The sequence below is a fragment of the Streptomyces sp. NBC_00989 genome (assembly GCF_045162655.1).
Taxonomy (GTDB): domain Bacteria; phylum Actinomycetota; class Actinomycetes; order Streptomycetales; family Streptomycetaceae; genus Streptomyces.
The window spans coordinates 4,807,233-4,825,618 of record NZ_CP108728.1; the positions used below are offsets into that span (position 1 = coordinate 4,807,233).

At 70.9% G+C, this 18,386-nt stretch carries 17 protein-coding genes; 9 read left to right on the forward strand and 8 right to left on the reverse strand.

Annotated elements, in window-relative coordinates; all coding sequences use genetic code 11:
• Nucleotides 1-176 precede the first annotated feature (176 nt).
• On the forward strand, nt 177-1,136 hold the full coding sequence (locus tag OG714_RS20815) for a C40 family peptidase (RefSeq protein ID WP_406123034.1): 960 nt from the start codon (nt 177-179) through the stop codon (nt 1,134-1,136).
• Between the two features lie 97 nt (nt 1,137-1,233).
• A complete protein-coding gene (locus OG714_RS20820) occupies nt 1,234-2,223 on the forward strand; it encodes a tellurite resistance/C4-dicarboxylate transporter family protein (protein ID WP_406123036.1) in 990 nt (329 codons plus the stop codon).
• Here OG714_RS20820 and OG714_RS20825 read toward each other — a convergent pair.
• Nucleotides 2,201-2,554: a hypothetical protein gene (locus tag OG714_RS20825; RefSeq protein ID WP_406123038.1), complete on the reverse strand. Its 354-nt coding sequence runs from the start codon at nt 2,552-2,554 to the stop codon at nt 2,201-2,203. The genes OG714_RS20820 and OG714_RS20825 overlap by 23 nt on opposite strands.
• Nucleotides 2,555-2,991: 437 nt before the next feature.
• On the opposite strand from OG714_RS20825, the gene OG714_RS20830 reads away from it, so the two are divergent.
• Nucleotides 2,992-4,059, forward strand: a complete 1,068-nt coding sequence (locus tag OG714_RS20830; RefSeq protein ID WP_406123040.1) for an NlpC/P60 family protein — start codon at nt 2,992-2,994, stop codon at nt 4,057-4,059.
• A 47-nt stretch (nt 4,060-4,106) separates the two neighbouring features.
• Here the strand turns inward: OG714_RS20830 and OG714_RS20835 are convergent, their stop codons facing one another.
• Nucleotides 4,107-4,826 (reverse strand): response regulator transcription factor, encoded by a 720-nt coding sequence (locus tag OG714_RS20835; RefSeq protein ID WP_327401845.1) that lies wholly within the window; start codon nt 4,824-4,826, stop codon nt 4,107-4,109.
• Nucleotides 4,823-6,115, reverse strand: coding sequence for a PspC domain-containing protein (locus tag OG714_RS20840; RefSeq protein WP_406123043.1), 1,293 nt, complete (start codon nt 6,113-6,115; stop codon nt 4,823-4,825). The genes OG714_RS20835 and OG714_RS20840 overlap by 4 nt, the downstream gene beginning before the upstream one ends.
• Before the next feature lie 440 nt (nt 6,116-6,555).
• Between OG714_RS20840 and OG714_RS20845 the strand changes: the two genes are divergently transcribed.
• Together OG714_RS20845 and OG714_RS20850 are read left to right on the forward strand one after the other, a co-directional pair.
• A complete protein-coding gene (locus OG714_RS20845; RefSeq protein WP_406123045.1) occupies nt 6,556-7,977 on the forward strand; it encodes a PspC domain-containing protein in 1,422 nt (473 codons plus the stop codon).
• Nucleotides 7,964-8,206, forward strand: a complete 243-nt coding sequence (locus OG714_RS20850; RefSeq protein ID WP_406123047.1) for a hypothetical protein — start codon at nt 7,964-7,966, stop codon at nt 8,204-8,206. The genes OG714_RS20845 and OG714_RS20850 overlap by 14 nt, the downstream gene beginning before the upstream one ends.
• A gap of 181 nt (nt 8,207-8,387) precedes the next feature.
• Here OG714_RS20850 and OG714_RS20855 read toward each other — a convergent pair whose 3' ends face one another.
• The gene (locus OG714_RS20855) at nt 8,388-8,918 is read right to left on the reverse strand and encodes a DoxX family protein (RefSeq protein WP_406123049.1); all 531 of its coding nucleotides are present in this window, start codon (nt 8,916-8,918) and stop codon (nt 8,388-8,390) included.
• 140 nt (nt 8,919-9,058) lie between these two features.
• Nucleotides 9,059-10,339, reverse strand: a complete 1,281-nt coding sequence (locus OG714_RS20860) for a hypothetical protein (protein WP_406123051.1) — start codon at nt 10,337-10,339, stop codon at nt 9,059-9,061.
• Nucleotides 10,340-10,548: 209 nt separating this feature from the next.
• On the opposite strand from OG714_RS20860, the gene OG714_RS20865 reads away from it, so the two are divergent.
• Complete coding sequence (locus OG714_RS20865) at nt 10,549-11,448, forward strand: DUF4429 domain-containing protein (protein WP_406123053.1); 900 nt, start codon at nt 10,549-10,551, stop codon at nt 11,446-11,448.
• A gap of 5 nt (nt 11,449-11,453) precedes the next feature.
• Here the strand turns inward: OG714_RS20865 and OG714_RS20870 are convergent, their stop codons facing one another.
• Entirely contained in the window at nt 11,454-12,248 is a 795-nt protein-coding gene (locus OG714_RS20870; protein WP_406123055.1) for a class II aldolase/adducin family protein, read from the reverse strand.
• Nucleotides 12,249-12,468: 220 nt separating this feature from the next.
• Here OG714_RS20870 and OG714_RS20875 point away from each other — a divergent pair, with 220 nt between their 5' ends.
• Nucleotides 12,469-12,972: a pyridoxamine 5'-phosphate oxidase family protein gene (locus tag OG714_RS20875; protein ID WP_406123057.1), complete on the forward strand. Its 504-nt coding sequence runs from the start codon at nt 12,469-12,471 to the stop codon at nt 12,970-12,972.
• Nucleotides 12,973-12,986: 14 nt separating this feature from the next.
• Here OG714_RS20875 and guaA read toward each other — a convergent pair whose 3' ends face one another.
• Nucleotides 12,987-14,558 (reverse strand): glutamine-hydrolyzing GMP synthase, encoded by a 1,572-nt coding sequence (gene guaA, locus OG714_RS20880; protein ID WP_406123060.1) that lies wholly within the window; start codon nt 14,556-14,558, stop codon nt 12,987-12,989.
• 426 nt (nt 14,559-14,984) lie between these two features.
• On the opposite strand from guaA, the gene OG714_RS20885 reads away from it, so the two are divergent.
• A complete protein-coding gene (locus OG714_RS20885; RefSeq protein WP_406123062.1) occupies nt 14,985-15,242 on the forward strand; it encodes a chorismate mutase in 258 nt (85 codons plus the stop codon).
• Nucleotides 15,243-15,926: 684 nt separating this feature from the next.
• On the opposite strand, the gene OG714_RS20890 is transcribed toward OG714_RS20885, so the two are convergent.
• Complete coding sequence (locus tag OG714_RS20890; RefSeq protein ID WP_406123064.1) at nt 15,927-17,066, reverse strand: hypothetical protein; 1,140 nt, start codon at nt 17,064-17,066, stop codon at nt 15,927-15,929.
• Nucleotides 17,067-17,278: 212 nt separating this feature from the next.
• Here OG714_RS20890 and OG714_RS20895 point away from each other — a divergent pair, with 212 nt between their 5' ends.
• Nucleotides 17,279-18,277, forward strand: coding sequence for an LAETG motif-containing sortase-dependent surface protein (locus OG714_RS20895; RefSeq protein WP_406123066.1), 999 nt, complete (start codon nt 17,279-17,281; stop codon nt 18,275-18,277).
• Nucleotides 18,278-18,386: the final 109 nt, after the last annotated feature.

Below are 18,386 nucleotides of genomic sequence, written 5' to 3' on the forward strand. Positions count from 1 at the left end.
CGTGTGACCGAGGTCGCGGAGACATGTCAGACATATCGAACACCAACCTTCACACAAGCCACACGAATTGGTTAGCGTGCGTTCAAGCCGCACGCCCCCGCCGACCTGGGGTGAACCGGTCCAACTCCCTTGCGTGGCACGGACCGTAGGGCACCATCTGGAAGGAGTCGCCTCCTTTGGCGTCGTCGCACCGCAAGCCGCGTTCCGCGGGCAAGCGCATCGCAGGCATACGGACCCCCGCCACCGACGACGGCGACCCGGGCCCCGGCGAGGTCGAGCGGAAGGTCGACGACCTCTACCGGCACGCGGAGTCGGCGACCGAGACGTACGACGCGGCCAAGCGGCGCAAGCGCGCGGACAGCCTCCTGGACGACGTGGCGAGGCACGCGCAGAAGCTCAACTCCGTGCGGGAGCGGCTGAGTTCGTTCACCGCCGCGCAGTACCGCGCCGAGGCCTCCGCCCCGGACGCCTCGACCTTCCTGCTCCCGGACACCCCGCACGGCTACTTCGAACAGGCCCAGCTGATGAGCCGGCTGACCGGTCGCCGGAAGGACGCGGTCCGTCAAGAGACGACCGACAGCCTCCAGGCCCCACGCGGCGCTCAGAGCGACCTGAGGACGGCCAAGGCGACCGTCCAGAAGAAGCTCTCCACCGCGCGCGAACTGCTGTCGCAACTGACCGAGCAGAAGCGGCAGCAGGAGGCCGCGGCCAAGGCGGCGGCACTCGCGAAGCGGCGGGCGGAAACGGCGAAGGGCATCCCTTCCGACTCCTCGTACGCCGCCAAGGCCGCCAAGGCCGTCGCCTTCGCCCGCGCCCAGGTCGGCAAGCCGTACGTCTGGGGCGCCGCCGGCCCCGGCTCCTACGACTGCTCGGGCCTCACCCAGGCCGCCTGGAAAGCCGCCTGCGTCACCCTCCCGCGCGCCACCACCGACCAGGTCGACGCCGGCACGACGGTCTCCCTGGACGACACCCAACCCGGTGACCTGGTCTTCTTCCACGACGACATCAGCCACGTCGGTCTCTACGTAGGCGACGGCATGATGATCCACGCCCCGAAGCCCGGCGCCTACGTGCGCGAGGAGTCGATCTTCTACGGCGGCACGTCGATCATCCACAGCGTGGTGCGACCGGCCTGAGCGGGTTCTCGACGTGCACACACGCGTGCAGGTGTTTTTGAGCTCCACGCGCGCGTGGCCCGCCGTCCGCACCGGGGCGGCTCCCTAGCATCGGTCCATGCCCGATACCGGTATCTCCCGCTTCCGCGCCTGGTGGGCCCAGCGTCCGCCGGCGGCAGGGGCCGTCGTGATGGCGACCGCGATCATGTCGGTCGGCCTCAGTGTCACGGGGTACGAGGTGCTGTCCCGCATCGCCTTCGCGATGGCCTGCGCCTTCTGGCTGGGGCTGGCCGCGGACTTCGCCGTACGGCTGCTGTGGGACCGGCGGCGGTGGCTCGCGGAGGCGGGGACACCCGGCGCGCTGACCGCCACGGCCGCGACCGCCGTACTGGGGACGCGTTTTTCGATCGCGGGCTGGCAGACCGTCGCGGAGGCGCTGCTGGCGCTGGCCGCGGTGCTGTGGCCTTGGCTGCTCGTGCGGGTCCTACGGAACTGGAAGGGACGCATGCCCGGGACCGTGTTCCTGGGCTGTGTCGCCACGCAGTCGCTGGCCGTGCTGGGAGCGACGATCGCCGGGGCCGAGTCGGTGGCCTGGCTCGCGCACACGGCGCTGGTGCTGTTCTGGTTCGGGCTGGTGCTCTACGGCTTCGCACTCGCCCGTTTCGAATGGCGGCAGCTGATCGTCGGGGCCGGGGACCACTGGATCGTCGGCGGCGCGCTGGCCGTCTCGGCGCTGGCCGGGTCGAAGCTGATCGCCGCCGACGGCGCGCGCCTGTACCTGTGGAACTCCGACGACCGGGGCGTCCTGCGGGCCGTGACCGTGGCGCTGCTGGTGCTCGACGTGGCCTGGTGCGTGGTCCTGGTCGCCGCCGAGGTCGCCTGGCCGCGGCCGCGCTACGACGTGCGGCGCTGGTCGACGGTGTTCCCCTTGGGGATGACGGCGGCGACCATGTTGTCCGTGGGGACCGCCGTGGACGTCTCGTGGCTGCGGACGCCCGGGGAGGTGGTGCTGTGGATCGCGGTGGCGGCCTGGCTGGTGGTCGCCGCGGGGACGGTCCGGTTCTACCTCGCCGCCACGTCCGGGGTCACGTCCACAGGACCGCGATGAAGATGTTCACCATCGTGAGCCCGCCCACGAGCGCGAACTGGCTCTTGCCGACCGTCTCCTCGTCCCGCTTCACATAGACGAGGCCGAGGATCACGATCAGCAGCGCGAGCTTGATGCCGATCTTGATGTTGTCGACGTGCTGATCGTCGGCCTGGTTGAGGCCGACCAGGATCGCGCCGGTGACCAGCATGGTCAGCGCGCCGTGCAGCATGCCGGGGACGAAGCGGGCCGTGCCCTGGCCCATCGCCTTCATCTGGGTGAGGAAACCGCCGAGCAGCGCGGCGATGCCGATGATGTGCAGGCCGACGAAGAGATGGATGAGTACGTCCATGGGTCCGGAGCCTAATCAGGGGCTCCGGGGGCGACCGACACCGCCCCTCCATAGCGCTTCCCGAGCACGCTTCCCAGCCGTTTCCCGGCACTTGCATATATGCGGCCCATAGCACCGCGCCGTCCCGCCCCGCGTCGGAACCGCCGCTTCGGTCAGCGCTCCGTGTGAAGGCGGCGGCCCCGGACCGGGATCACAGTCACTTATGGGCAATTACCGATCACCTCATGTCAGTTGTGTACATGCGTTACCGGGCCGTCACCATCAGGTTTAGCGTCCTCCACCAGGTGACCGGCTCCCCACCGCCGCCCGGACCAGGGGCGGCAGCCGGACACCACCGCCGAGAAGTCCGGCGGCGGCCCGCTCCCCCTGTGTGGACCGCCGCCGGACGCGCAACCGCCCGCTCCCCCGGCGGTCGTACGAAAGGACGTGCAGTCCACGTGGCAGCGCACCGCAAGCCCCGACAGCGCTCGCTCAGCGGCCATACAGCCCGTACGGCGGCGACGATCGCCCTCGCGGGCGCGGCGACGGGCTTCGACGGGACCTCGCACGCCGAGCCACAGCTGACACCGACGCAGGTCAAGGCCAAGGTGGACAAGCTGTACCAGGAGGCGGAGGTCGCCACCGAGAAGTACGACGGAGCGAAGGAGAAGGCCGACGCGGCCGAGAAGCAGCTGAACACCCTGCGGGACGAGGCGGCACGCAAGACGGAGAAGCTCAACTCGGCCCGGGACTCGCTGGGTTATGTCGCCGCCGCCCAGTACCGCAGCGGCGGGATCGACCCCGCGGTGCAGCTCATGCTCTCCGACAGCCCCGAACGGTATCTGGACGGCGCCGAGTTCGCCGACCGGGTGGGCCACCGGCAGACGGCGGCCGTCGCCCTCGTACGACAACAGTTGCGGGAGATCGAGCAGTTGCGCGGCGCCGCCCACATCGAGCTGACCTCGCTGAAGTCGCGGCAGGCCGAGCTCGGCAGGCAGAAGAAGACGATCAACGGCAAGCTGGACCAGGCCCGCCGGCTGCTGTCCGGACTGACCCCGCAGCAACGGGCGCAGGTCGGCGAGGCGGGTGGTACCGGCCGCGCGTCACGGTCGTCGGCCACGGCACGGGGCGCGCTGGCCGCGCCCGGTTCCTCCGCCGCCGCGGCCGACGCCCCCAACTCCCGTGCGGCGGCGGCCGTCTCCTACGCCTACCAGAAGCTCGGCAGCCCCTACGTCTGGGGCGCGACGGGACCCAACGCCTTCGACTGCTCGGGGCTGGTGCAGGCCGCGTACAGCTCTGCCGGTGTCTCCCTGCCCCGCACGACCTACGCCCAGATCAACGCGGGCCAGCGGGTCTCCCGGTCTGAACTGCGCCCCGGCGACCTGGTGTTCTTCTACTCGGGCATCAGTCACGTCGGCATCTACGTCGGCGACGGCCAGATGATCCACGCACCGAACCCGACGGCTCCGGTGCGACTGGCGCCGATCGACGAGATGCCGTTCGCGGGGGCTACTCGGGTGGTGTGAACACCCGGGTGAACTCCCTTACGGGGTACGGCTCTTGCGAGGCCGGTTCACACCAGTCGCCGTGCCGTCGCCCACCGCGTCAGCTCGTGCCGGTTCGACAGCTGGAGCTTCCTCAGCACCGCCGAGACATGGGACTCGACCGTCTTCACCGAGATGAACAGCTGCTTGGCGATCTCCTTGTAGGCGTAGCCGCGCGCGATGAGGCGGAGCACCTCGCGCTCGCGCTGGGTGAGGCGGTCGAGGTCCTCGTCGACCGGCGGGGCGTCGGTCGACGCGAAGGCGTCGAGGACGAAGCCGGCCAGGCGGGGCGAGAAGACCGCGTCGCCCTCCTGGACCCGGAAGATGGAGTTGACGAGGTCCGTGCCGGTGATCGTCTTGGTGACGTAGCCGCGCGCACCGCCGCGGATCACCCCGATCACGTCCTCCGCCGCGTCCGACACGGACAGGGCGAGGAAGCGGACGGGCTGCTCGGCGTCGCTCATCAACGGGGCGCAGCGGCGCAGGACTTCGACCCCGCCGCCGCCCGGGAGGTGGACGTCGAGGAGGACCACCTCGGGTCGGGTCGCGGTGATGACCGTGACCGCCTGGTCGACGTCCGCGGCCTCGCCGACCACCTCGACCCCGGTCTCCTCGGTCCGGCCGATCTCGGCCTGGACCCCCGTACGGAACATGCGGTGGTCGTCGACGAGGACCACGCGCACGTGACGCCCGCCCGCGCTCCCGCCGGTCGGCTCCGCCGGTTCGTTCGTCTCGGTCGCGTCGCTCATGACGTCTTCTCCGCCCTCTCCATCTCCAGCTCGACCTCGGTACCGCCGTCCGGCACCGCGCGAAGCCGTGCCCTACCGCCGTGGCGCTCCATACGGCCGATGATCGATTCTCTGACGCCCATGCGGTCGGCGGGTATCGAGTCGAGGTCGAAGCCCGGTCCGCGGTCACGGACGGACACGAAGACCGTCTTCCCCTCCACCTCGGCGTAGACCTGTACGGCGCCGCCCTCGCCACCGTACTTGGCCGCGTTCACCATCGCTTCGCGCGCGGCCTGCATCTGGGCGCCGATTCTCTCGTCGAGCGGGCAGTCGCCGACGACGACGACCTCGATGGGGACGCCGTGCTTGTCCTCGACCTCGGCCGCGCTGCGGCGCACCGCCTCGGCGAGGGTGTCGGGTTCGTCGGCCTCGTCCTTGCCGGTGCCCTCCGGTTTGTAGAGCCAGGCGCGCAGGTCGCGCTCCTGGGCGCGGGCCAGGCGACGCACTTCGTTCGGGCTCTCCGCGTTGCGCTGGATCAGGGTCAGGGTGTGCAGCACGGAGTCGTGGACATGGGCGGCGACCTCAGCGCGCTCCTGGGCGCGGATGCGCATCAGGCGCTCCTCGGAGAGGTCCTGGGTCATCCGCACGAGGTACGGACCGGCGAGCAGGGTGATGCCGACGAGAACCGCGAGGGCCGCCTGGAGGACCGAGCCGAGGTGGTCGGCGGAGCCCTGGAGCACGAAGATCGCGGTGGCACCCGCGGTGACCAGCAGGACACCGCCGCCCGCGCGCAGCAGGCTGAGCGTACGGCGGCGGCTGCCGACCTCGGCCCAGCGGGCGCGGCGGGCGTTGTCCGCCTGTCGCCAGACGAGGGCGACGCCCGCGCCGACGAGGACGGTCGGGAAGAGATAGGCCTTGGCGCCGCTGCCCAGATTCACGTTGCCGACGAAGACCAGCGCCACGACGACCATCAGGAGCAGGGCGACGATCTGGCCCTTGTCCGGCTTGCGGGCGACGAGTCTGCGGCGGCCGTCCGGCGAGGTCTCGGTGGAGACGAGCGACGGGGGCCGCTGGCCGGCGACCCCGCCGACGCCGAGTGGCACGAAGAACCAGAACGACGCGTACAGCAACGCGCCGAGTCCGTCCGCGAGGAACAGCCCCACGAACACCAGCCGCACCCAGATCACCGGCAGCCCGAGATGCCCGGCGAGCCCCCGCGCCACACCACCGAGCCAGCGTCCGTCGCTGCTGCGGTAGAGCTTGCGCGGCGGCCGCGGGTCCTCGACGGGCAATGCTGCGGCTTCCGGCATGCCACCGATGTTCACACGCCCCGCCGTTCAGGGCATCAGGGTCGACCCCCGAGACTCCCCTGATCTTCGAAAACGACACGCTCGATCCGCGAAAACGGCGCGCGGCGGGGGTTCTGACGGATTGGAGGAGGGGAAGCGGGCGACAGCGGGCCGTGGGTCAGTGGCGGCTACGGCTGTGGGGGATCTAGGCGTCACCGGCACACGAGCCGATCGCGATGTCGGTCGCGGTGTCAGTGTCAGTCACCGTGACACGGAAGCCCCGCGGGCAACCCCCCGCCCGCAGCGACCGCGCCCGCCCGGCGAACAGCTCGCGAACACAGCCCACCGGCGCGCATCAGAGCCCGTCGAACACTCCCCCGGTCCGGGTCAGGGCCGATTTCAGGGTTCGGCCAGGGTCGTCCCGACTGCCATCGGCGGCTCGCGGCGGGCAGCATGGACGCATGACAGATCACGAGCGCGCCGCGACGGGTCCCGGACCCGGCTCCGGCCCACGTCCGCGAGCGGGCGGCGGGCCGCAGGACGCCGTGCCCGGCGTGGGTGCCGCCTCTTCGCCGGGTGCCGTGCCCGGCGGCGGCACCGCGACCGCGGCACCGCACCGGTTCCGGCGGGACCGGCGGTCCAAGGTGCTCGCGGGGGTGTGCGCGGGACTCGGGCGGCAGTGCGACATGGACCCGGTGATCTTCCGGATCACGCTCGCCGTGCTCTCGGCGACGGGCGGCATCGGCCTCATCTTCTACGGCTTCGCCTGGCTCTTCGTCCCGTCCGACGACGAGGAGGAGAACGAGGTCCGCAAGCTCTTCACCGGCCGCGTGGACGGCCAGGCGCTGGCGGCCGTGCTGTTCGCGCTGGTCGGCTGCGGTGTGTTCCTGTCGATGCTGAACAACGCCAGCGTGCTCACCTTCGCCGTCGTCCTCTCCCTCCTGCTGGCGGGCGCGGGGTACTGGTCGCAGCAGCGCGGCGCCCCCGACCCCGACCCGCTCGCGGCGCAGGCCGTCGCCGATGCCCCGCCGGAGGCCCAGGCTCCGCCGGTGGCCGCCGCCTACCCCTCCTGGTGGCGTGATCCGATCGTCAAGGACGGCACACACGTCGGTGGCACCGGTTATCTGTGGGGCCCGGGCGACTCCCGCGACCGTGACATCGCGGACGCGATCCACATCAGCCTCGACCCCTCGTACCCGCACTGGCGCGAGGATCAGCGGGTCCCGCGCCCCGCGCCCACGAAGACGCGCGGCCCGCGCTGGATCGGCGGCTGGGTGTTCCTGCTCGCGCTGTTCGCCGGGGCGCTCGGCACGGCCGCGAAGTGGGACGACCAGGCGCTCGGCACCAGCCTCCAAGCGGGCCTGGCCTGCGCGCTCGTCGTCTTCGGCCTGGGCATCGCGGTCAGCGCGTTCCTCGGGCGTACGGGGGCGGGGTCGGTGTTCCTCGCGATCGTCACGGCCGGTCTGCTCGCCGCCTCTGCGGCCCTGCCCAAGGACCTCACCACCCACTGGGAACACCTCACCTGGCAGCCCGCGGCGGTGGCGGACGTACAGAAGAAGTACGACCTGGGGAACGGGGTGGGCACACTCGACCTGACCCGGCTACGGCTGACCAAGGGCCAGACGGTCGCGACGGACGCCGAGGTGGGCGTCGGGCAGCTGAAGGTGATCGTGCCGGCGGACGTGACGGTGCGGCTGAGTGCGGACGTGGGCGTCGGGGACATCCAGTTGCCCGGTGACGACAAGAAGGACGTGGACGTGGAGCCGGGCAAGCACCAGCAGGTCACCCTGACCCCGGCGACGGGCGTCAAGAGCGTCGGCACGCTGGACCTGGACCTCCAGGTCGGCGTCGGACAGGCGGAGGTCAGCCGTGCTGCGTCATGAGTTCCAGCCCGGGAAGCTGGTCGCCGGTCTCTTCCTCGCCGCCGCCGGCGTGGTCTACGCCGGGGACGCGGGCGGGCTGTGGGTGACCGAGTGGTTCGCGGTGATCCCGCTGGTCACGTTCGGTCTGGTCCTGGCCGGCGTGGTGGCGGGCATCAACGGCGCGATCCGCAGACGCCGAAGGGCCGGCCGCAGGAACACGGCCGACCCCGGTCCGGACATATCCGGCTGAAGATCGTCTACGGGCGGGCCCGACCGAGGGCCCGCCCGGACGGACCGAACCGACGGCCGACCCGGAAAGGACCCGGCGACTCCATCACCTGTGGCTCCACCACCCGTGGCTCCACCACCGGTTTCGCCACCCGTGGCTTCACGATCTGCGGCTTCACCACTGGTGGCTCCCGCCTCGGGAACTACCGGTAGCCTCCCGCCCGTTGCCTTCGCCTCCCGCGAATCGCCGCGTCCAGGGAGAACACGGAGGCGCCCGCGAGGACGAGGGGCAGCCAGGCCATCAGGTAGGCGAGGTCGTTGCCGTAGTAGTACGGGTCGTTGGCCCAGCTGATGGTCAGCCACAGGCTGAGCGAGATCAGTGCGCCGCCGAGTGCGGCGAGGCGGGCCAGCAGGCCGATCAGGGTGCCGATGCCGACGGCGAGTTCACCGAAGGCGATGGCGTAGCCGAAGCCGACGGGGCTCTTCAGGGACAGGTCGACCAGGGCCGGGATCGCCGACGAGTCGCGGACCGCGCGCATCGTCTCGCCGATCGAGCCGGCGCCGGAGGACTTCATGAAGGCACTGTCGGTGAGTTTGTCCAGGCCCGCGTAGATGAAGGTGACGCCGAGGAAGACGCGCAGTGGGAGCAGGGCGTATCGGGTGGCGGTGTCCCGCCAGTTCCGGTCGCCGTCGAGGTACGGGGTTTGCGTATCCATCCGAGTGCTGTGAGTCATCGCCCTTAGCCGCCTCTCGCCCGCTGTGCCGTGACCCCTCAACAGACCATACGTACGAATAGGGGGACCCGCTCAATCATGCTTCAGCCAGTTTTTGCGACCTTGGCACGACTCGTGCGGTGGCCGGCCCGTCGAGGGCGTCAGTCCGTGACGTCGACGAAGCAGGCGTTCGTCTCCACGCCCGCCGCGGTCACCACCTGTACCTCCACGCGTCCGGGCTCGACGTCGACCGGGACGGGGACGGTCAGGAGGGTGTCCGTGGGGTTGGAGAAGCCGCCGGTGACCGGGACCAGGGGGACGTGGACGTTGACCGGGCCGATGCGGACGACCATGCGGGAGAGGCGGTCGGCGGTCTGGGCGCCCGGGGGGACGAAGCCCGCACCGCGGATCTCGATGTCGTCGCCGGTGCGGATGGGGGCGTCGAGGTCACCCGCCTCACGGGAACGCACCACCGAGAGGATGACCGGGCGGCCGCCCTCGGCGTACTTGCCGGCCAGGTACGTCGCGGCCGAGATCAGCACGACCACCGCCAACCCCCAGGGCAGGTCGGGCAGTTGGTCGGGGCGGCGGGCGAGGCGCACGGCGACGAAGACGAGGGCCACGGCGCTGATCGCGACGTACTGGATGTCGGCGAAGGTGCCGCGGCCCGCGTCGTCGGTCAGGAGGTCGGCCGCGCGGGGGCGGTCGGCGGGGAGCTTCTGGAGGCGCTGGCCCAGCACACGCAGGCCGACGACCCGGCGGACGAGTACGGCGATCGCGCAGACCACGGCGAGGACGGTCACCACACCGGCGCCACGGGCGAGTTCGAGGCCGGAGATGAGCGCGTCGCGTTCGGCGTGGTCGGAGGCGGCGGCGAGGCGCCCGGCCAGGACCAGCACGGCGTACGCCACGAGCAGCACCCAGGACACGGCCACGGCGCGGGAGGTCGACAGCCGGTTGTCCTCACCGATGACCGGGGCCAGCGCCCCGCCGCGCGCCCGGTGGAACCAGGAGGCCGCCGTCACCGCACCGGCGACGACGAGCGCGGCCAGCAGTCCGGCCGTGCGGGCCGCCGTCCAGCCCGCGCCGATCGCGGTGAGCGCCTGCACCAGGAGCAGCACGACGAAGGCGCTCCACACCGCGAAGGCCGTGCGGTGCCACAGGCGGGCCAGCCAGGCGCCGCCCTCGGCGCGGCCGCGTTCGGCGACGTCGTCGGCGGACTGGGTCAGTTCGTCCGAGACCCACTGCCGGGAGGCGGACACCGAGTGCGCCACCGCCGCCGGCAGCCCCTCGCCGGCCGCGAAACCGTCCCGCTTGACGAGGAACGCGGCGACCGCGCGCCGATGCCCCTCGCGTGCTCCGTGCGGGCAGTCCCCGCAGGCGCAGCCGCCTCCGTGCGCACCGACGTGCTCGCCGCCCTGTCTCGCCTCCTGCACCGCCACGCTCGACGCCTGCCTTCCCCATGCCCCTCGGCCCGCGACCCCGGGCCCTCACGTTCGGCGGCCGGCTCCGAAGCCTTTGGCCACCGCCTTGCAACTCCCGCACGACAACAGCGGATTGTGCCCTACGGGACACGGCCCGCGTCCGGCAGGTCTGGTCAGGGCGGGTGAAGCGATCGCCGCCGTGTTGACCCGGCTGCGAGAATTTCCCTATGGCCGAGATCATCCAGCGCGACGGGACCTGGGCCTTCGACGGCACAACGGTCCGTATCACGCCGGGACTTCACCGCTCCGTGCCGCTGTTCCGGCAGACGTACGGGGAGATCGCCGTGCCCCTCGAAGCCGTCGCGGGCGTCGTCTACGAACCCGAACGCAAGCGTGGCCGGCTGCGCCTGAGGCTGCGCGAGGGCGCCGACCCGCTGCTCCAGGCGACCGGCGGACGGCTGCCGGACGCGGCGGATCCGTACCGGCTGATCGTGGACATCGACCGGTCCGGGGTCGCCGAGTACGTGGCGGAGGAGATCCGGCACGGACTGCTCCTCGACCAGATCCCCAAGGACCCCACCAAGGCCTACCTGTTGCCGGGCCCGCCGGTCCCGGTCTCGGTGCGGTCGTCCGACGGCACGGTGTCGTTCGACGGCGCCCAGGTGCGCATCGACTGGGCCGACACCTCGGAGCGCGTCAAGCGTGCCACCGGGCCGCGCATCGTCGCCGTGGGCGACCTGGTCCAGGTGGAGTGGCTGCCCAACTCCGGTTACGAGGACGGGTTCATGCGGTTCGTGACCCGCGAGACGGTGTTCTCCAAACTGCCGCCGGAGAAGGACCCGTACGCCCTCGACCTGTGGGGCAGCACCCGCCGCGATCTGCTCACCGCGCTGGTCGCGACGGCGGTGACGGCTCGGCTGCCGCACCCGTCGGCCCGGGAACACGAGCGCGACAACGGCGAGTTCGCGGATCAGCCCCGACGGGCGGCCACCGTCCCGCCCCCGGCCGACCATCACGACGTACTCCTGCGCAGGCTGCGGGAGTTGGGCGAGCTGCACCGGGAAGGGGTGCTCACGGACGAGGAGTTCACGATGACCAAGGCGGCGGTACTGCGGGGTTTCAGATAGGGGCCTCAGCTGAGGAGGTCCGGTTCGCTGCGGCTGATGTCCTGCCACAGGGGCTGGTAGTTGATCCACGCGACGAGGTCGCCGCCGGTCTGTTCGCGGGTGGCGACGGCGAGTTTGTGGTCGATGAGGAGGGGACGGCCGGCCGCCTTGGCGAGGAGCTGGACCTGGCAGGAGCGTTCCATGGACAGGAACCACCAGGCCGCCGCGTCCACCGAGTCGCCGACAGTGAGCAGTCCGTGGTTGCGCAGCACGAGCGCCTTGCGCGAGCCCAGTCCGGCGGCGATCCGCTTACCCTCCTCGGCGTCGACGGAGACACCGCTGTAGGCGTCGTAGAGCGCGTGGTCCTCGTAGAAGGCGCAGCTCTCCTGGCTGATCGGGTCGAGGAAGTCGCCGAGGGCGGAGAGCGCGCGGCCGTGCACGGAGTGGCAGTGGGCGACCGCGACGACGTCCGGGCGGGCGGCGTGGACCTGGGAGTGCACGGTGAACGCGGCCTGGTTGACGTGGTGGCGGCCCTGGAGGACCTGGCCTTCCGAGTTGGCCAGCACCAGATCGCTCACGGTGACGTGCCGGAAGGGCATCCCGAAGGGGTTGACCCAGAAGCAGTCGCTGAACTCGGGGTCGCGGGCGGTGATGTGCCCGGAGACCCCGTCCTCGAAGCCGTACCGGCCGAACAGGCGCAGGGCGCCCGCGAGCCGTTCCTTGCGGTGCCGGCGTTCGTCCTCGACCGACTCGTGCATCGGCGGCATGGCGAACCGCAGCCTGTCGGTGGGCAGGGGGGAGGGCGGCGTCGGCCCGTGCATCGGTCCTCCAGCACTGGGTTTCTGTTACCGGCGGAAGTTACCGTCGGTGAGGCGAAAAGGGCAGTGGTGTTCTGTAAAGATGCGGCACCAAGCGTGGCCGGGTGCCTTCCGAGGGCTTTCTGGGTCCGTCCCGAGTCCCGACCGAGTCCCTCCCGAGTCCGTCCTGAGTCCTTCCCGAATCCGGACAGTGGGTGTCGGGTATCGGCGGGACAGTGGTCGTATGACTGCGAACTGGGCGGTATTCGTCGCCGCGGAACCCGAACTCGCCGCGACCGTGGAGGAGCGCTTCGGTGGCGGGGGTGCGGGGGTGCCCCCCGCAGAGCACAGCAGGCATCACATCCTCGCGACGCTGCGCAAGGACGGGTCGCCGCGGACGAGCGGGATCGAAGTGCGGTTCCTGGACGGGGAGTTGTGGCTCGGGATGATGCCCGACTCGCTCAAGGCGCTGGATCTGCGGCGCGATCCGCGGTTCGCGCTACAGGCGAACCCGGGGGCGGGCACGGAGATGGGCGGCGGGGATGTGCGGGTCGGCGGGCGGGCGGTGGAGGTGACGGATGCCGGGGTGAAGGGGGCGTACAGCAAAGAGGTGGAACCGCCGGAGCCGTTCCACCTCTTCCGCACCGAGGTGACGGAGGTCGTGCGGACCTACGTCGAGGACGAGAAGTATCTGGTCGTCCAGATCTGGACGCCTGGGGCGCCGGTGCGCACCCTCAAGCGGACCTGAGCCTCAGGAAAGGCTTACTCCCACTCGATCGTGCCCGGCGGCTTCGACGTGATGTCGAGGACCACTCGGTTGACGTCGGCGACCTCGTTCGTGATGCGGGTGGAGATCTTCGCGAGGACGTCGTACGGCAGGCGCGACCAGTCGGCCGTCATGGCGTCCTCGGAGGAGACCGGGCGCAGGACGATCGGGTGGCCGTAGGTGCGGCCGTCGCCCTGGACGCCGACGCTGCGGACGTCCGCGAGGAGGACCACCGGGCACTGCCAGATGTCGCGGTCGAGGCCGGCCGCGGTCAGTTCCTCGCGGGCGATCGCGTCAGCCTCGCGGAGCAGGTCGAGGCGGTCCTTGGTGACCTCGCCGACGATCCGGATGCCGAGGCCGGGGCCGGGGAAGGGCTGGCGCTGGACGATCTCGTCCGGCAGGCCGAGTTCCTGGCCGACCATCCGGACCTCGTCCTTGAACAGCTTGCGCAGCGGCTCGATCAGCTGGAACTCGAGGTCCTCGGGCAGCCCGCCCACGTTGTGGTGGGACTTGATGTTGGCCGTGCCGGTGCCGCCGCCGGACTCGACGACGTCCGGGTAGAGCGTGCCCTGCACCAGGAACGCGACCTCGGGGCCCGCGTCCGCGATGATCTCGGCCTGCGCCTGCTCGAAGACGCGGATGAACTCGCGCCCGATGATCTTCCGCTTCTGCTCCGGGTCGGAGACCCCGGCGAGCGCGGTGAGGAAGCGCTCCTCCGCGTCTACAACGACGAGCTTGACGCCGGTCGCGGCCACGAAGTCCTTCTCGACCTGCTCGGTCTCGCCCTTGCGCATCAGACCGTGGTCGACGTAGACGCAGGTCAACTGGTCGCCGATGGCACGAGCGACGAGCGCGGCCGCCACTGCGGAGTCGACACCGCCGGACAGGCCGCAGATGGCGCGCTTGTCGCCGACCTGCTCGCGGATGAGGGCGACCTGCTCGTCGATGACGTTGCCGGTCGTCCAGTTCGGGGTGAGGCCCGCGCCGCGGTACAGGAAGTGCTCCAGGACCTGCTGGCCGTGCGTGGAGTGCATGACCTCGGGGTGGTACTGGACGCCGTAGAGCTTCTTCTCGTCGTTCTCGAAGGCGGCGACCGGGACGACGTCCGTGGACGCGGTGACCGTGAAGCCCTCGGGGGCGGCGGAGCAGGCGTCGCCGTGCGACATCCACACCGACTGCTCGCCCGGGGTGCCCTCGAAGAGGGTGGAGGACGACCTGGAGACGTGCAGTTCCGTACGGCCGTACTCGCGGGCGCCCGTGTTGTCGACGGTGCCGCCGAGGGTCGTGGCCATCAGCTGGAAGCCGTAGCACATGCCGAAGACGGGGACGCCGGCGTCGAAGAGGGCGCGGTCCAGGCGGGGGGCGCCCTCCGCGTACACGGACGAGGGGCCGCCGGAGAGGATGATCGCCGCGGGGTTCTTGGCGAGCATCTCCGCGACCGGCATGGTGCTCGGCACGATCTCGCTGTAGACCCGGGCCTCGCGGACGCGGCGGGCGATGAGCTGGGCGTACTGCGCGCCGAAGTCGACGACCAGGACGGTGTCGGGGGCGGGGGTCGCTGCTGACACGGGGGCGTGGCCTTCCGGCGGTGGGGCGGGGGTCTGGGGACCGATTCTAACGGGGCTCGGGTGGGACACCTGGTCGTCCCTGGGGGCTCCGCCCCCAGGCCCCCGGGCCTGTGCCCACCCACCACCCGTCTCGGGCGACTTCACTAGGTGCCGTAAACACCCACCCCGCCCCGCCCGTCCCGGTCAGCTCGATCGGTGCCGGCAAGTGCCCTCGAAGAACCCTGTGCCATACTCGGCCCCATGCTCACGCACCCGACCTTCCTCTTTACCTATGGCAACCGGCCCGCCGGCTGCCATGGTCGAGCTGCTTGAGTTACTGACGAGCGACTTTCCAGGCGCCCCGGGCCGACAAGGCCCGGGGCGCCTGTCGTTCTCCCGGGTCTGTCGCCTCGGGGTACCGCGTCCGCATCCGACAAGGAGCCCCGCATGACCAGCACCACGACCGAGCAGACGATCACCGACGCCCGGGAGCGCATCGACGCGCTCGACGACCGGATCATCGGTCTGATCCAGGAACGGGTCGCCGTGTCCGCCGTCGTCCAGGAGGCGCGGATCGCCTCCGGTGGGCGGCGGGTGAGCCTGACCCGGGAGAACGAGATCCTCAGTCACTACAGCGCCGCGCTCGGCAAGCCCGGTACCTCCCTCGCCATGACGTTGCTCGAAATGTCCCGGGGGCGCATCTGAGGCCGGTCGTGTCCGAGGCCGGTCGTATCCGAAGTCGGTCGTATCTGAGTTCGGGCCCGCTCTCACCCGTACGGCGCGTGACCGCCTCGCGAACCGCTTCGTTGGGGTGGTGTCCGCGCCAGCCAGGGGCGGGCCCGAAAGAACCACGCGTGGCTCGGCTGGGGCGATGAGACGTACGGATCGTGCCGTGCGTCGTGGGACCTCGCTCCAGGGTCGTGACCGGACGGCAGGGGACAGCAGCCCGGTCACCCAAGAGAACGGTCGGCTCCGGGGACGCCCGGGGCCGCCCGGCGGAAACTGCAAAAATGCACAAAGCCGGATCGAACGGTTGCGGAGGCCGCGTCCATCCAGCACGATGCGTAGAAGGCCCGAGGCTCCCCCCGAGCCCCAAGTCCCAGAGCAGACAACCGCATTGCAGTGCACAGTCCCCCTGCCAAAGGTCGAGACCAAGCGTGCGCCCCGTGTGCGCCGGGGCGCCGACCCAGGGCACTTGAGACAAGCGGCGCAACCCCCCGGCGCCGCTCCCCAGGCACCGGCGCTGCCCTGACGTCGGTGCTGACGGAGAAGGGCCCCGCGGCTCCGTCCCGCGGGGCCCTTCGCTTGTCCGTCGACTGCCGATTGCCAGCCACCAACTGCCAACTACCAACTACGGAGCGTCAGTTCAGTTGGTGGGCATCGTGGGCATCAGGTGCGTGACACCGTCCCGCACGCCTCGTCCCCGCCCTCGCCGATGTCCTTGCTCCGGTCGTACGGGTCCGTCGTCGGGCCGGACGGTGCGGCTCCCGTGGGCTCGGCCGAGGGGAAGTCGGGGTGGAAGAAGCCGTCGTAGACCTCGCAGGCGCTGTTGCCGAAGTCCGCGTCGTAGCGGACGACGCTGAGCCGGCCGGGGGTGACCTGGTAGCGGGCGGGGTCGAGGAGTTGGAGGTCGAGCACGCGGCGGACGATGGTGCGGGTGACCTCGGTGGAGCCGTCGGTGCGGACGACGGGGTAGACGAAGGTGTAGTCGGCGTGGATCAGGACGCCGGAGTGCTCGCCCTTCTTGAAGGCGATCCGGCCGCGGGTCTTCACGACGTCGCCGACGAGCCGTACACCCTTGGGGTCGAAGCGGCTGAACATCATCAGGGGGTCGTGGGCCTTGGTCGGGGTGTTCAGGGACGTGTTCAAGTCGGCGATCATGCCGGGTTGCTTCGGGTCCAGCACCGCGAGCGCGGCGGTCGGGCGGGCCCCGGCGGTCGTCTTCGGGTCGAGGTTGGCGTCGACGAGGAGCTTCTCGGCCTGTTTCAGGGCGAGTTGGACCTGGCTCTTCGAGAACACGCCCACCGCCTTCGCCTGTGGCAGGTCGATACCGGCCGCGCCGTCCGCCCAGTTCAGCGCGGGTGAACCGGCGAACGGCCGGTCCAGGGTGGGGGTTTCGGGGTCCACGGCGGAGGGCGCGGCGGTCGGGGCCGCGGTCTCCGGCGCGAGCGGGGAGGCTTCGGCGGAGTCCGATTCCGCCGTACCGCCGAAGGGGTCGCCGGGGATGAGCGACGGTTTCATCGCGACCACGGCGACGGCTATCGCGAGCGGGAGGCCGAGGACGGCCCACACGCGGCGCCTGCGCCGGGCCCGCCCGTTCATCTCCTGCCAGGCGGGGCCGGTCCGCCAACCCTCGGGCTCCGCGCCCTTGTTCTTCTTCAGGCGCTCGGACACCTCACGGGCGCGGGCGGACGGTTCCTTGGGGGCGGACGCGCGGATGTCGCGTTCCGTGTCGCGGGCGAACTGTTCCCAGACATCGTCGGGGATCTCCGGGTGCGAGGACGGTTCCTCGGCAGGCTTGTCAGACACGTCCCCAAGTTCTAGACGTTCCGAAAGCCTGTTCACAAGAAGAACTTGGGTGTGACACAGCCCACATAAGAATCCGGTGAGAGTGGGCACAACCGTTCACAGGTTTCCCGGGTCTCACGTGCATAACCAAGGGCCACACCCGCGCCCCACACGCGGAGCCCTCCGACCAGCGTGCTGCGCTGCCGCAGCGCACCGGACCTCCCGAGGACTTCATGAAGCTTCGCCGTGCCATGGCCGCGGCGGCCGCGACGGCCGTCATCACTCCGCTCGCCCTGCTGTCCGCGCCGGCCGCGTTCGCGGAGGAGTCGCCGTCGGGGAGCCCGAGCGTGAGCGATTCGCCGTCCACGTCGCCGTCGGACACGGTCTCGGCGACGCCGTCCGACTCCACGTCGCCCACCAGCAGCACCTCGCCGAGCGACTCGTCCACCCCCTCGGCGAGCAACAGCCCGTCCACGTCGGCCACGCCCTCCACCTCGGCCGAGCCGAGCGACGGGCCGACCGACCCGGACGTGCCGTTCTGCGAGGACCTGGACGAGGACTTCTCCGACGCCAAGCTGTCCGCGGACCTCAAGGGCCTGCCGGGCAAGATCGTCGCGGGCGACGGCTTCCACAACTTCAAGCTGACCGTCACCAACAAGTCGAAGACCACGGTCAAGGAAGTCGCCTTCTACGCCGAGGTCGAGAACTACGAGTTCGACGAGTCGAAGTTCCTGAGCCCGTACGTGGACCTGGAGTTCAAGAACCCCGAGTCCGGCACCTGGGACCGCATCGGCGACGACGAGTGGGCCGGCGACTACTTCTTCTACGTCGACTCCCTGAAGTCCGGGAAGAGCGAGAGCGTCGACCTGCGCGTCAGCATCAGCGCGAAGGCCCCGGCCGGTGACGCCTACTCCTTCGGCGCGGGCGCCTACCTCGACAACGTCAAGGGCCAGGACTGCATCGCCGCGGGCTGGGCCGAGTACGACTTCCAGGTCCTGAAGGCCGGTTCCTCGAACACCGACCCGGGCACCGCCACCCCGGGCGACGGCGGCAAGGACACCTCGGTGAAGAAGCCGCAGGGCGAGATCTCCGACCTCCCGACCGGCAACCTCGCCGAGACCGGCTCCAGTTCGGCACTCCCGGTGATCGGCCTCGTGGGCGGCGCGGCCGTCGTCGCGGGTGTCGGCGCGGTGGTCATGGTGCGCCGGCGCAAGAGCGGGGCGAGCGCGTAACACGCAGCTCGCCGCACAAGGAAGGACCTGCGCTCGGAGGGGGGCGCAGGTCCTTCTGCTTTACCGGCTGCTGCCACAAGTGCCGCTTGTCGCCTACGCCTTCGGGCCG

Coding starts and splice junctions, on each gene's coding strand:
- OG714_RS20840 (WP_406123043.1), bottom strand. CDS start 6,115: ATGCCGGAAGCCGCAGCATTGCCCGTCGAGGACCCGCGGCCGCCGCGC.
- OG714_RS20865 (WP_406123053.1), top strand. CDS start 10,549: ATGGCCGAGATCATCCAGCGCGACGGGACCTGGGCCTTCGACGGCACA.
- OG714_RS20845 (WP_406123045.1), top strand. CDS start 6,556: ATGACAGATCACGAGCGCGCCGCGACGGGTCCCGGACCCGGCTCCGGC.
- OG714_RS20835 (WP_327401845.1), bottom strand. CDS start 4,826: ATGAGCGACGCGACCGAGACGAACGAACCGGCGGAGCCGACCGGCGGG.
- OG714_RS20875 (WP_406123057.1), top strand. CDS start 12,469: ATGACTGCGAACTGGGCGGTATTCGTCGCCGCGGAACCCGAACTCGCC.
- OG714_RS20885 (WP_406123062.1), top strand. CDS start 14,985: ATGACCAGCACCACGACCGAGCAGACGATCACCGACGCCCGGGAGCGC.
- OG714_RS20820 (WP_406123036.1), top strand. CDS start 1,234: ATGCCCGATACCGGTATCTCCCGCTTCCGCGCCTGGTGGGCCCAGCGT.
- OG714_RS20825 (WP_406123038.1), bottom strand. CDS start 2,554: ATGGACGTACTCATCCATCTCTTCGTCGGCCTGCACATCATCGGCATC.
- OG714_RS20870 (WP_406123055.1), bottom strand. CDS start 12,248: ATGCACGGGCCGACGCCGCCCTCCCCCCTGCCCACCGACAGGCTGCGG.
- OG714_RS20855 (WP_406123049.1), bottom strand. CDS start 8,918: ATGACTCACAGCACTCGGATGGATACGCAAACCCCGTACCTCGACGGC.
- OG714_RS20895 (WP_406123066.1), top strand. CDS start 17,279: ATGAAGCTTCGCCGTGCCATGGCCGCGGCGGCCGCGACGGCCGTCATC.